Annotated in this window: 11 protein-coding genes; 7 read left to right on the top strand and 4 right to left on the bottom strand. The window is 41.6% G+C overall.

Features of this window, described 5'->3' with window-relative positions:
* The first annotated feature begins 11 nt into the window (after positions 1–11).
* Positions 12–335: a hypothetical protein gene (locus G476_RS0114315; RefSeq protein WP_026690713.1), complete on the top strand. Its 324-nt coding sequence runs from the start codon at positions 12–14 to the stop codon at positions 333–335.
* Between the two features lie 68 nt (positions 336–403).
* Positions 404–703: a YtzH-like family protein gene (locus tag G476_RS22100; RefSeq protein WP_035186554.1), complete on the top strand. Its 300-nt coding sequence runs from the start codon at positions 404–406 to the stop codon at positions 701–703.
* Positions 704–746: 43 nt separating this feature from the next.
* Here G476_RS22100 and G476_RS0114325 read toward each other — a convergent pair whose 3' ends face one another.
* Both G476_RS0114325 and pulA read right to left on the bottom strand, forming a co-directional pair.
* Positions 747–1,547 carry a phosphotransferase family protein gene (locus G476_RS0114325; protein ID WP_026690714.1) on the bottom strand — a complete coding sequence of 267 codons (801 nt, stop codon included), beginning with the start codon at positions 1,545–1,547 and terminating at the stop codon, positions 747–749.
* A gap of 151 nt (positions 1,548–1,698) precedes the next feature.
* The gene (gene pulA / locus G476_RS22105; protein WP_051314814.1) at positions 1,699–3,804 is read right to left on the bottom strand and encodes a type I pullulanase; all 2,106 of its coding nucleotides are present in this window, start codon (positions 3,802–3,804) and stop codon (positions 1,699–1,701) included.
* 435 nt (positions 3,805–4,239) lie between these two features.
* Between pulA and glgB the strand changes: the two genes are divergently transcribed.
* The 5 genes from glgB (at position 4,240) to G476_RS0114360 (ending at position 12,779) form a co-directional block, all read left to right on the top strand.
* Positions 4,240–6,156, top strand: a complete 1,917-nt coding sequence (glgB, locus tag G476_RS0114335; RefSeq protein WP_026690715.1) for a 1,4-alpha-glucan branching protein GlgB — start codon at positions 4,240–4,242, stop codon at positions 6,154–6,156.
* Complete coding sequence (locus G476_RS0114340; protein ID WP_026690716.1) at positions 6,156–7,301, top strand: glucose-1-phosphate adenylyltransferase; 1,146 nt, start codon at positions 6,156–6,158, stop codon at positions 7,299–7,301. The genes glgB and G476_RS0114340 overlap by 1 nt, the downstream gene beginning before the upstream one ends.
* 128 nt (positions 7,302–7,429) lie before the next feature.
* Positions 7,430–8,539, top strand: a complete 1,110-nt coding sequence (gene glgD, locus G476_RS0114345; RefSeq protein WP_026690717.1) for a glucose-1-phosphate adenylyltransferase subunit GlgD — start codon at positions 7,430–7,432, stop codon at positions 8,537–8,539.
* A gap of 360 nt (positions 8,540–8,899) precedes the next feature.
* Positions 8,900–10,333: a glycogen synthase GlgA gene (gene glgA, locus G476_RS0114355; RefSeq protein ID WP_342664061.1), complete on the top strand. Its 1,434-nt coding sequence runs from the start codon at positions 8,900–8,902 to the stop codon at positions 10,331–10,333.
* 13 nt (positions 10,334–10,346) lie between these two features.
* Positions 10,347–12,779 (top strand): glycogen/starch/alpha-glucan phosphorylase, encoded by a 2,433-nt coding sequence (locus G476_RS0114360; RefSeq protein WP_084405751.1) that lies wholly within the window; start codon positions 10,347–10,349, stop codon positions 12,777–12,779.
* Positions 12,780–12,832: 53 nt separating this feature from the next.
* Here G476_RS0114360 and G476_RS0114365 read toward each other — a convergent pair whose 3' ends face one another.
* Complete coding sequence (locus tag G476_RS0114365) at positions 12,833–13,777, bottom strand: hypothetical protein (RefSeq protein WP_026690720.1); 945 nt, start codon at positions 13,775–13,777, stop codon at positions 12,833–12,835.
* Positions 13,778–13,822: 45 nt separating this feature from the next.
* Complete coding sequence (gene thpR, locus G476_RS0114370; protein WP_026690721.1) at positions 13,823–14,374, bottom strand: RNA 2',3'-cyclic phosphodiesterase; 552 nt, start codon at positions 14,372–14,374, stop codon at positions 13,823–13,825.
* Positions 14,375–14,504: the final 130 nt, after the last annotated feature.

A 14,504-nucleotide genomic window follows, 5' to 3' on the forward strand; every position in this document is an offset into this window, starting at 1 on the left:
GAGGCGATACCGTGTCACAGACAGAAACGATTACAAAATTGAGAAAACTGCTTATTCATATGAAAAACCGAGAGCACACAACGGAGAACGACTTTGAAAAAATGCAAGGATTTGTAAAAGAGCTTAGACATGACGAGATTAATGAAAATTTTGAGGGCAGCATTGTTGAAATGGACGCTTTTATTGATGAGCGAACTACCAGTTCTAATTTGAAAGAACACATTCAACTTCATCAAATGAACATCGCCCGTTGGATTGAGGAATTGGAGATGCTTAGAGATGGCGACGGAGGCGTGACGATTGATTATGAGCAGCGTGAAGGTAGAGAGATATAATCGCGAATAGAAAAAGGATTTTCACACACCCTATTGTGTAGACAGCGAACAAAAAGGATGTGTGTAAAATGCCAATGAACTACCACCATCAGCTTCAGTTACTTGTGGATATTCTGAAAAACCAAGACACGGAGCACTTCGGTTCGAGAGACGAATATGCCCAAATTGAACGGTTAGCCAAGTCCTTATTAAAGAACAAAGAAGTCCAACATGAAGTCAGGGACATGCTCGCAACCATTGAAAAGTACAGTACCGATCATCAAACGAGTGGTCAACTGGAATCCTTGAACGGCGAAGAGATTCAACAGTGGATTCAAGGAATTGAAACCTCAGAGCATAGCTTCTTATACCCGGACAGATTAATGTAGATTAACGATAAAAACCTTGTCGCCCTAAACGGGAACAAGGTTTTTATTCGCTTATTCTTACATTTACTTTAGTTAACACATCAGTCAAAATCGTGTTCCATTTATTTAATTCCACCAGCTGGCGTTTTTCACGATGATACAGCACACTTTCAATGCTTTGAGCCACCATGTACCAATTCATACGCTTGATTAGTTCAGGGGTTAAGGAACACCCGTAGGAGTCAAGCCACGCTTCCCATTCATTACGTGGTACATATAAGTAAAGCAACGCAGACAAATCCAGAGCGGGGTCTGCAACGTTTGCTCCGTCCCAATCAATCAAATAAAGTGAGCCATCTTCACTCACGATCCAATTGTTATGATTCACATCAGAGTGACACACAACATAATCGTCTACATGAATGTCTTGTATATGATTACGAAGCCAGACAAAGGCGTCTTCTACCACCGATTCATTGACTCCGAGGTGGTTCGCTTTGTCTACCAAGTCTTCCAATAAGCGATCTGGTGTTAAAGGCTCGTTCCCTAAACGCTTGAACATGTCGAGAAGCTCTTTTGACCGGTGGATTTTTCCAAGCAGTCTGCCTATACGTGAGGAATTCATGTCAAAAGACTTTAATTCCCTGCCATTCACCCATCGCTGCGCGGTGATTACATCCCCACTTTCCAGACGCTTCGTCCAAAGGAGCTTTGGTACAATCCCTTCTGCAGAAAGAACCGCCAAGAACGGTGAAGAATTTCGCTTTATGAAGATTTTTTGTTCGCCCTGTTCTGCAACGTATGCTTCTCCTGTTGCACCACCGGCAGGACGCAAATGCCATCCTTCACCCATCAAGTGTTTCAATCGTTTCACCCTCAATTTCATCGAATCCAGAATCACAGAAGTATTTTTCATCATATCACGAAATGAATCAAATAAGAAGACACAAAAAGTCTTTTATCATTGTAATGAAGTTTTTCCTTTTCTTCAAGAGGATGTTCTACATAAAACCATCCTACGTTCGTGATTTCTTTAATACAACCAATTCATAAGGTTCGATTTCGGAGTGATCACCTATGATAAACGATGATGAAGACACAGTCGCCACATGGTTGCTAATTAACTTATCCCACCTTCCAGGAGATGGGAGGTACAAAGGGAAACGCTTTTTGGTTGGATTAATAAATACTGCGATATCCTCTGAGTCACCTAATAGAAGATACCCAAATATCGGCGCTGGACTCGATAAGATGTGTAACCGCTGTTTAATGTCCTTTTTATCCTCAAGACGAAACACTGGATATGAGTGACGAATCTCGATTAAGGATTTAATAAAGCGGATATTGGCCTTTTCTCGCTCCCTTTGCGTCCAATCAAGCTTGTTAATCTCATCTCCTGAGATATAGCTATTCTCATCCCCTTTTTTCGTTCGAAACCATTCTTGGCCCGCATGTAAAAAGGGAATACCTTGACTTAATATCGTCAACCCCGTTGCTAGTTGATGAATCTTCTTCTTCTCCTCTTCTATTTCTGATTCATTCGTGTTTTGAAGTCGATCCCATAACGTGTGGTTGTCGTGACACTCCACGTAGTTCACACTTTGGCTAGGCTCATTCACCTTACAGTCTCCGAAGTCGTCTCGGCACGAGCCTGACACGAGCTGCGGCAGACGTTCAATGAAGCGGCCATGCCCATTTGCATATCCCGTGTCGTGTAAAAAGAATAACTGGCCTTTTAAGCTATCCCGAAAGAAATCATTAAAGAAACCAACCCCTGGGAGTTGCCACGATTTATCCATCGTAGCCTTTTGATCGGAAGGAAGCGGTGTATCCAACTCCCATCCTTCTCCGAGGAGCAAAATCGTTCTGTCGTATTCATTGCAAAGCTCCCGCACCTGCCGCATCGTCTCAACATCCATCGCACCCATCAAGTCAAACCGAAAGCCATTTACTTGATATTCGTCAAGCCAATATCGTATAGAATCAACAATGAACTTTCGGACCATCTTTCTCTCCGTAGCTAAATCATTGCCTACCCCTGTGCCATTTCCAGTCGTACCATCTCCGTGATACCTAAAATAATATCCAGGTACCAGCTTATGGAACGGAGAATCTTCCTTTAAGTAGACATGATTGTATACGACATCCAAGATTACATTCAACCCATTTTGATGAAACGCTTGAATCATCTCTTTGCACTCTTTGATTCGGGTCAAAGGATTCTCAACATCTGTTGCATAACTACCTTCTGGTGCCTGAAAATACAGTGGGTCGTAACCCCAATTGTACTGACCGTCAGGGTTGTTTTCATCCACCCTCGCAAAGTCATTAATAGGTAAGAGTTGAACATGGGTGCAACCAAGTTCCTTAATGTATGACAAGCCAGTCAAACTGTTATCTTTAGTTACTGTATGCTCTTCTGTCAGGCCTTTAAATTTCCCTTTCGCTCTGACACCACTATTCCCATCGATCGTCGCATCTCGTACGTGGAGTTCATAAATAATCGCATCCGTTACTTTTGAAAACGGAGGATGACTATGCTTTAAAAACTGTTCCGGGTTCGTTTTTGACAAATTCACAACGACACTCTCTTTGCTATTTGCAGTAAGGGATTTAGCATACGGATCATTTACTTTTATCAAGCTTCCGTTAATCGCAACTTCATAATGATAGGGAAGTTTGTTCAAATCTCCTTTAACAGTCGTGGTCCAGACCCCTTTTTTACTTTTTTTCATTTCAAAATAATTATTATTTAAATATAATTTCACGTTTAAAGCTGTAGGAGCCCACACGGAAAATGTCGTTTCATGTTTCTGATATATAGCACCTAAAGTCGCATTTTCAACTGCAAAATGTTCCTCAAACCACCCTGTTCGAACAACCGATCCAGCGTAAACAGGGAAGTGCTCATTCCCCCAAACCAATGTTGCTTCCTTTCCTACTGGAAGAGGTTCTGGAAACAAAATGGAGGCTGTATGAGATAAATGGGTATCCCCTAAATGTCCTCGAAGTTTGTTCCCTTCCCACATCAAGGTTGGCGTTTTATCGAGTAAAGTTTCTACGTTATCTGTATTCACTGTTAGACGTGTCACATCGTCAATCCAAGCTACGGATTTTTCCAATTTAATTCCTCATTTCACCTTGATTTTCTATTAATGTATGCGATGAATCTCTTAATAAATAACTATTAAATACGAGGTGAAGTAGCCATCTTATATGACATTTGATTCACTCATTGATAATACCATAGCCATAATTTCAAACCTTCAAACTATTGAAAGCGTTTACAAATAAAACTGCATATATAATCATTGTTATGGGCAAATAATGAATTCGACAAATTCCCTTAAAAAGCCCTACAAATGACGAAAAACATTAGCAAAATTTTAATATTATTTAAGCAGGAAGTCTGTTAAATTAGGAGAATATTATAAAAACCGTTGTTTAAGCTGGAAAAAACCAAGAACCTTCCATGTTTGTTTGCGGTAACAAGGTTCACTCCACGAAAATGAATGATTATTCATTTTGATGTTTATTTAGAAAGGGGTTCGTCGCCGTTGTATAACATCTCAGATAAAGATGTGTATCTATTCCATCAAGGAACACACTATCAGTGCTATGAATTTATGGGTTGCCATGAAATTGATTACAAAGGAGCAACAGGATTTCGTTTTGTTGTTTGGGCACCTAATGCCAAGTCCGTTTCCATCTCAGGGGACTTTAACAATTGGAGTGGAGAAAAACACGCTCTATCCAAAATGACTGACCAAGGGTTATGGGCAGGGTTCTTCACAGATATTTCATCTCAAACACCATATAAATACGAAATTCGAACACAAGAAGAAGCTACCATTTTAAAAAGTGATCCATATGCCTTCTTCTCAGAGGTTAGGCCTAATACGGCGTCTGTAACAGTCCCGGAAACTGACTATCATTGGGAAGATAACCGCTGGCTTACCGATCAAAAGAATGTTAATCCTCATGAATCACCAGTTAACATCTATGAAGTTCATGTAGGATCATGGAAAACCCACGATGATGGTTCTTTGTACACATACCGTGAATTGGCTAACGAACTTATTCCTTACGTTAAATCACTCGGTTATACGCATATCGAGCTCTTGCCTCTTTCAGAGCATCCTTTCGATCTCTCTTGGGGCTATCAGATAACAGGTTACTATTCTGTCACGAGTCGATACGGCTCGCCAGAAGATTTTAAATATTTTGTAGACCAATGCCATCAACACGGACTCGGAGTCGTAATGGACTGGGTGCCTGGACACTTCTGTAAAGACGATCACGGTCTTCGCATGTTCGATGGAACCCCCATTTATGAATATCAGGACCCTACTAAAGGCGAAAAGCGCAGTTGGGGTACCCTTACCTTTGATTTCGGTAGACCAGAAGTACAGAGTTTTCTTATCTCTAATGCCATCTTTTGGCTTAATGAGTACCATATGGACGGAATTCGTGTAGATGCCGTCGCCAGTATGCTCTACTTAAACTTTGACAGGGGTGATGATGAAGAAAAAATCTACAACTCATACGAAGGTGAAGAAAATCTCGAAGCAATGGCTTTTATCCGTAAATTGAACGAAGTCGTGTTTAAGTACTTCCCAAACTGCCTAATGATGGCTGAAGATAGCTCGGACCTGCCACTCGTTACCGCACCAACGTATCAAGGTGGACTTGGGTTTAACTTCAAATGGAACATGGGTTGGATGAACGACACATTAGAGTACATGGAGCATGATCCGCTTTATCGTAAGTGGCACCATCAATTGCTCACATTTTCATTTATGTACACCCATAGTGAAAACTTCATTTTGCCACTTTCACATGACGAAGTTGTACACGGCAAAAAATCATTACTTGATAAAATGCCTGGTGATCAGTGGCAACAATTCGCAAGTCTCCGGTTGCTCTACGGCTACATGATGGCTCATCCGGGTAAAAAGCTTTTGTTCATGGGTGGGGAATTCGGTCAGTATGCCGAGTGGAAAGACCAAGAGCAGCTTGACTGGCATTTGTTTGACTATCCGCTTCACAATACCCTTTTCACCTACGTCTCCAAACTTAATCATTTTTATTTGGAGAACAAAGCGCTATATGAACAAGATCATCACCATCAAGGTTTTGAATGGATCGATCCTCATAATATCCACCAAAGCATCATATCGTTTTTACGTCGTGGAAAGAACCCCGGTGAAGAGTTAATCGTTCTTTGTAATTTCACACCTAACGTTTCTTACGACTACAAAGTCGGCGTGCCTAAGCCGGGAAAATATAAAGAGGTGTTCAACTCAGACGATCAAGAATTTAGTGGCTCAAACCAAGTCAACAACGAAGAACATTTTACCAGTCCGGAAAAATGGCATGGTCACTCACAACACATCAAAGTGAAAGTTCCCCCACTGGCCATCTCCATTTTTAGAAAGATAGATGAAGGGGAAACCAAAGAGGAGGAATTGTAATGAGTAAAAAAGAGTGCGTTGGAATGTTGTTAGCTGGAGGAGAAGGTAAGCGTTTAGGTTTACTTACTAAGGATCTTGCAAAACCTGCTGTTCCCTTTGGAGGGAAATACAGAATTATCGACTTTACACTTAGTAACTGTGCAAACTCTGGCATTCATACTGTGGGGGTATTAACGCAATATTCCCCTCTCGACTTAAACAAACACATCGGGATCGGCAAGCCTTGGGACCTCGACCGCCAAGCAGACGGGGTATCTATTCTTTCACCTTACACTGCAAAAGAAGGCGGTAGTTGGTATTCAGGTACAGCTGATGCGATTTATCAAAATATACACTTTATCGACCGTTATGATCCGGAGTACATTCTGGTGATTTCCGGTGACCATATTTATCAAATGAATTATCAAAAACTTCTTAAATATCACAAAGAACAAGAAGCAGATGCCACGATCAGTGTGATGGAAGTGCCATGGGATGAAGCTTCCCGATTCGGTATCTTAAATACAACCGATGACTTGCGTATCTACGAATTCGATGAAAAACCAGCCAAGCCTAAAAACAATCTGGCTTCTATGGGAATTTACATCTTTAACTGGAAATCATTAAGAAGCTACCTCATGGAAGATGCGAAAAACCCAACGTCTTCACATGATTTTGGTAAGGATATTATTCCTGCTATGGTTGATGATGAACGCCGTCTCTTCGCTTATCAGTTTGAAGGTTACTGGAAAGATGTTGGAACGGTTCAAAGTTATTGGGAAGCAAACATGGACTTGTTGGAAATGGATGAAATGGTGTCCTTGAACAATCGTGAATGGAGAACGTACTCCCACGACTCCAACTACCCACCGCAATACATTAACGGTAACACCAATATCACAAATTCTTATATCAATTCAGGTTGCTGGATTCGTGGCACGGTTGATCGTTCTATTCTCTTTGAAAACGTCGAAGTAGATTCGAAGAGTACGGTTAGACAGTCCATTCTTCACCCTCGTGTAAAAGTCGGAGAGAACTCGGTCATCGAGCGAGCGATCATTAAAGAGGACACTGTCGTTCCTCCAAACTCCTACATTTGCACACCAGAAGGAGAAGAACCTTATGTCATTGATAACGAAAACGTCGGGATCGTGACCGTAAAATAATGGTTTATCATTCTGCGGGAAGTGCCTAAATCACTTCCCCACCAGAAGGATCTGAGTGATCATTTTGACTCAGCATGCCATTAAACCTACAACCTACACTTGCTTTATAACCAAAGGAGGAATTCTACATGGAATCCATGATGGGCTTAATAAACCTAGAGCACGAACACGACTTTTTAAATGAATTGACTTATTTCCGATGTGGCGCAGCCGTTCCATTTGCTGGCCGCTATCGTTTAATTGATTTCACCCTTTCGAATATGGTTCGCTCAAACGTCCAAGATATTGCTATTTTCACACGTAACAAATATCGATCTTTGATGGATCACCTTGGCACTGGCGCCGATTGGGAGCTTGACCGAAGACACGGAGGATTGTTTATCTTGCCTCCTGACTGGAACGATCCAACTGACATCTCAAAAGGAGACCTTTCTCACTTTCATAACAACCGAGATTACTTTAACAGAGGGAAGTCCAACTACGTGATTGTGAGCGGCAGTCAATATCTTTCCAATGCGGACTACAGTGATGCATTTGACTATCACTTGGAACGAGGAGCCGATGTGACGTTGGTCACTACTCGCGTCGATGAGTTGGGACCTGAGCATGATCCTTGCCTTCGCATAAACCAAGACGACCAAGGATGGGTATCAGACATTACAAATGAACGAAGCAACCCTCATGTATTTACAGGGGTCTATATTATTAAGAAAAGCTTAATGCTGGACCTCGTTGACGAGTGCATTGCCCACCACAAGGATCACTTCTTTATTCACGGTGTTAAAGAAAATCTTGAGAAGCTAAATATCCAAACCTTTGAACAAACAGGCTACTCTGCCTTTATCAATTCAATTGAAAGCTTTTACCGACACAATATGAACTTGTTAAACCCTGAAAATTACCGTGAACTTTTTTATCAAAATGCGTTTATTAAAACGAAAATCAGCAATGAGCCACCTACCAAATATCAGGATATCTCGGAAGTTAAGGATTCCCTTCTTGCTAACGGTTGTGAAATCAACGGAGAAGTGGAAAATAGTGTATTGTTCCGTGGAGTCGTCGTAAAACCAGGTGCCAAAGTCATCAACTCTGTCATCATGCAGCGTTGTACTATTGAAGAAGGCGTTCATTTGGAAAATGTCATTTTGGATAAAGACGTGACGGTGACAGAAGGGCAAACGTTTATCGGTTCCCACGAAAAACCATTCGTCGTAGCTAAACGAACAGTAATGAGCTAAAAAAAATAAGGTTCGGTTTAAATCGAATAAGTCGTTGTTTCATCAGTAGCGGAACTTATTCTGTTGATGGACCAACATTAAAAAAAGCGAGAAAAATTAAGACCAAAAGAGGCTGGAACATAAAGAAAGTGAATGAAATGAAGTCCGAACCATTTGCTAACAAAGCGGATGAAATATACGTAGACTCCTGCGGGATGAAAAGCGAAGATGAGACCCCGGAGGGCAAAGCCCGAGGAGGCTCAGCCGCTTCCCGCGGAAAGCGAAGTATATTTCAGTAGCGGTTTAGTTGCACCGCATCCCATTGTTCGGATTTAAGATCATAACAAACATTTCTGTCCCAGCCTCCAGAGAGGAGAAACGATGATGACAAACATTTTATTTACAGCATCGGAATGTACCCCATTCATTAAAACAGGAGGCTTAGCCGATGTCATCGGTTCCCTCCCACAATCGATCAACAAAACTACAAACTCCCATGTAAAGGTCATGCTTCCCCTGTATGATGAAATTCCAGATCACTGGCAGTCACAAATGGAACTAGTTACAACCATTAACGTCCCAGTTGGTTGGAGGAATCAAGAAGCATCCATTTATACACTAGAGCATAACGGTGTAGATTACTTTTTTATTTCCAACGATTATTATTTTACCCGTAAAGGGGTATATGGATATTACGATGATGGAGAGCGTTTCGTCTTTTTCAGCCGTGCCGTTATCGAAGCCTTACCATACTTAAACTTCACTCCGGATATCATTCATGCTCATGATTGGCAAACGGGTCTTGTTTGTGCATTCGCAAAGATATTGCAGCCGATCGAGAACCTTAAAACCGTCTTTACCATTCACAACATCCGTTATCAAGGGATTATGCCTCATACTATGTTTGGAGAGATGTTCAATTTGTCCATGGATCACTTCGGGGGAATGGAATGGAACGGGATGCTTAACTGCATGAAGAGCGGTATCTTCCATGCGGATAAAGTCACAACAGTAAGCCCTACCTACGCAGAAGAAATCAAAGACCCATACTATGGAGAAGGGCTACACCAGTTACTACTTGAAAGAGATGACGATCTGACTGGCATTATTAATGGCATCGACACGAATGATTATCATCCCTTAAAAGATCCGTATATTTTTTCAAATTACCGTCATTCCAGAGGGAAGAAAAAGGAAAACAAAGAGTATTTACAGGAGATTCTAGGATTACCGATCGATGGGGAGAAACCTTTTTACGTGATTATTTCAAGGCTAGTTGAACAAAAAGGCTTCCATCTTATTCAACGAATTTTGGATGAATTTTTACAAGAAGATGTTCAAGTCGCTGTTCTTGGAACCGGCGATGGTGAATTTGAAGGCTTCTTTTATCATGCAGCCGAACGACACCCTGAGCGTCTGTCTGTTAGCCTCACCTTTGACGAAAAGCTTGCGCGACAAATGTATGCAGCAGCTGATTTCTTTATCATGCCCTCCCAGTTTGAACCGTGCGGCCTAACCCAGCTAATCGCTTTACAGTATAAAGCTGTACCGATTGTACGGGAAACAGGAGGACTAAAGGACACGGTGCAATCATTTAATGAAATTACCGGAGAAGGTAATGGATTTAGCTTCCAAAACTACAACGCCCACGAGCTACTCGAAACATTGAAACATTCGTTACGCGTCTATCACAACCCAATTCAATGGATTCAATTATTAAAAAACGTCAACAAGAGTCAGTTCAGCTGGAAAGAATCCGCCATTCAATATAATCAGCTTTATGCCGAGTTCGAGACGGCCAACATTTATTCATAGGGAGTGACTGACGTTGCCACACTTAACAACCGATAAATGGATTGCAGCGATTAAGCATAAGACAGAAAAGGTCGGAGGCATTTCCATTGGTGAAGCCTCCGAGCGCGATTTGTTCTATGCTATTTGCGCGATCGCTAGTGAAGAAATGAACAAGAACTGGATCGACACGCAGGAAAAGTACCGAGAATCCGAGTGTAAACAAGTTTATTATCTATCCATGGAGTTTCTTGTGGGACGTCTTTTGCAGAGTAACCTTCTTAACAGCGGCATGCTCTACGAATGTAATGCCGCTCTTAAAGCGATGGGCTTTGATCCAGATAAAGTATATTCAGTCGAACCTGACGCTGGTCTCGGTAACGGAGGCTTGGGAAGGTTGGCTGCTTGCTTTCTCGAGTCGATTGCATCTCTTAAATTCCCAGGCCACGGCTGCGGTATCCGCTATCGCTACGGCTTGTTCGAGCAACGGATCATTCATGGGCATCAAGTCGAGCTACCTGACTACTGGCTAAAAGAAGACTACCCTTGGGAAACAAGGAAAGCTGAAGAAGCAGTGGATATTCATTTTGGCGGCGACATTCACATGTTCAAAAAGAATGACGGGACGTTAGAATTTAAATACGAAAATACTGACAAAGTAACCGCCGTTCCTTACGACGTGCCAATCGTTGGCTATCAAAACGAAGTGGTGAATACCCTTAGACTCTGGAGCGCTGAATCGAATACTGGCTCATCAGACTTACTCACGAGCAAAAGCTCTCAATATTATCATCACCTCGATCACAAACATTCGATCGAACAAATCTCAGGATTCTTATATCCTGACGATTCTGGTTATGAGGGAAAAATTTTACGACTAAAACAGCAATATTTCCTTGTTTCCTCAAGCCTTAAAAGCATCATCCGTCAGTATAAAAAAACAGGTCGCAGATCTCTATTGCATTTGTCCGATTACATCGTCATTCAGATTAATGACACCCACCCAAGTCTAGCTGTCCCTGAACTCATGCGTATCTTAATGGATGAAGAACGGTTTGGGTGGGATGACGCTTGGGAGATTACGACTAAAACCATTGCTTACACCAATCATACGACGTTGAGTGAAGCTCTTGAAAAATGGCCAAAGGACATGGTGAAGTCTCTCCTTCCTCGACTTTACATGATTATAGATGAAATCAATGAACGCTTTTGCAAGAAAGTGTGGGAAGAGCATCCTGAACTTCATAACAAGATTCATGAGCTCGCCATCATTGCCGACGATCAAGTCCATATGGCTCGCCTCGCTATTGTTGGAAGCTTTAGTGTAAATGGAGTAGCACGACTTCACACAGAGATTTTAAAGAAAAAAGAGATGAGTAACTTTTACACGCTCTTTCCCGACAGGTTCAATAATAAAACAAACGGAATTACTCACCGACGCTGGCTGTTGCAGGCAAATCCGGAACTATCAACTTTGATCAGTGATGTCATTGGACCTCAATGGATTCAACGGCCAAATCACTTAATCAGTCTCCTTCGTTATACAAACGACGTTCCTTTTCTTGAGCGAGTGTCTGAAGTAAAACTTCAGAACAAAGCTCACCTTGCCCGCTTTATCCATGAAAAAACAGGTATTGTTGTAGATGAGCATTCCATCTTTGATGTTCAGATTAAACGATTACACGAATACAAACGACAACTGTTAAACATCTTCCATGTTATTCATTTGTATAATGAGCTAAAAGACAATCCAAGTCTTGATATTACCCCTCGTACGTTTATCTTTGGGGCCAAAGCAGCACCTAGCTACTACTTTGCTAAAGAAGTCATTAAGCTCATTAACAGAATGGCGTCGATCATTAATAACGACACTTCTATTCAAGGAAAACTAAAAGTGGTCTTTCTCGAAAATTACAATGTGAGCTTAGCGGAAAAAATCATTCCTGCAACAGACATAAGCGAGCAGATTTCCACTGCCAGTAAAGAAGCGTCCGGCACTGGAAACATGAAAATGATGATGAACGGCGCTCTTACTGTAGGGACACTGGATGGGGCCAACATTGAAATCCGTGACCTTGTTGGGGATCGTAATATCTTTATTTTTGGTTTGACGGCCGATGAAGTACTTGAATATTACCTTAAAGGTGGATACGTGGCTCGCGACATTTATCACACAGATGATCGGGTTCGCCGAATCCTCGATCAATTGAATGAAGGAGCTTTTGGATCTCAAGAAATTGAATTCAAAGACATCTTCTATCATATCTTGTACCACAACGATCCTTATTTTGTGTTAAAAGATTTCGATGCTTATATTGAAACGCACGAACTCGTGGAGCAAGCGTATCGTAATCAAGCGAAATGGATGCAAATGAGCATGACGAATATCGCTTATTCGGGTAAGTTCTCAAGCGACAGAACCATTCAAGAATATGCTTCAGAAATATGGAAGCTAAAGAGAATGGAATAAAAAAAAGCCGTTCTACAGGATCTTTTCTTCCTGTTAGGACGGCTTTTAGTTTGTTAACTAAGTTTTTGGTCATCACTTTGCTCTCGAGGGTGGGATTCTGTTGTGCAGTGGTTTAACAAAACTTCTGTTACCTTTAACTGCTGATGCTTAATCGGTGACTTGTGACGCTTTAACTTTTCATACCACCCGGGAAACGTTCGCTTATCAATCATAGACACTTTCGTATCCACACGAGGCATATCGATATAGCTATCTTTGGCTACGACGGCTGTCTTGATCGGATAGGTCATCCCCTCTTTTTGGAACACTTCATATATGACCGATTTCATCCGCTTGATCGGGATATGAGGATGAACAATCCTCTCCTCACTAGGCTTCCTATCTTTAGTCCAATACCTGTCATTAAAAGGTTTGTAAATCGTGTGATCGTCCCCTCCCAAGCAGTGGATTAGCCACATTTCCGTGGGCGTAACGATCATCACTTCCATCTCAACCTCTGCTCTTCGAATGGCGATTACCGGCTTGTAAAATAACATATATGTGTCCGGCAGTGATTTCACGAGCATGGCTAGAAAGGGATCGTACTTTAAATCTCTATTCAAGTATGACTTCTCGTGTATCGTGGACGTGGCCCATGTGAGTTGGAACGAGTATAGTTCTTCTAAGTAAGCTTTCTTTAACGCTTCAATCGAAGAGATTGGCTTCCTCAAATGTGGAAAAAACGATTCATCCTCCTTAGGAGCAATGGAACCTTCCTGTTTCTTTTTTAAAAAAGGAATCCATTTTTTCCAGACTGCACGATCTTCCCCTTCAATTCCAAAGCTGGAGTTTACAATTTCTTCATATTCGTAAATCTTTCGTTCATGCTTTCGCTTTCCCCAATCCATTTTAAGCCTGTCCCATCGGTCTGTTTTAAGCCGATTAAATCGACTGGAGTACCTGTACACATCACTCTCGTATCTGGATATACAATTGGTTAATTTCACGAGCTGCGCCATCCGGTTCTCCTCCACTTTGTTCTACTATGATGATTTTACCATATTTTACTGCAGTGTAATGGAATCGACTCGTTCATATTTTGGTTTAGCCTGGGGATGAATTTTATAAAGCACCACTTCTTGTCCATCCCAACCGATTTGTGGCAAATCTGTGGTGAGATTTTGGAGTCTAAGAGGCTTTTCTCCTGTATAGGTTTTAGCTAACGTAATGTGTGGGGTAAATGGCCGCTCTTCAATAGGAAAGTCGTGTTTCTTTGCTATATCCTTCATTTTCTTTTGCAAAGCCATAAGGGGCTTCGAGTACGCCAGACCAGCCCACAAGACTCGTGGTTCGGCCGGCCTTCCAAACGAACTGATCTCCCTCAACGTAAGGGCTACACTCTCTTCTTCTTTCAGCTTTTCTTTCAATACTTCCCACAGTTGTTCTCTCTTTTCATTTTCCCACCCACCAAAAAACAATAGAGTGATGTGAAAATCTTCAGGCTGGGTTACGCTCTTGAACCGAGATTCAACATCAAAATGCTGTTGGGCTTCCACAAGGGGTTCTACCACTTTATCAGGTACAGGCAAACCAATAAAATAATGATCTTCTTTCATTAAAATTCCTCCTTTTGCGAGTGATGTTGCGGTATGATAAAATAAGAATGTTTAATTCCGATATGTTTGATACGATTTAAAAGAAAATACGTTTACAGTTAGTTTTCATCATAAACGAAACTTCATGCAC

This window comes from Alteribacter aurantiacus DSM 18675 (assembly GCF_000429705.1).
Classification (GTDB): Bacteria; Bacillota; Bacilli; order Bacillales; family Salisediminibacteriaceae; genus Alteribacter; species Alteribacter aurantiacus.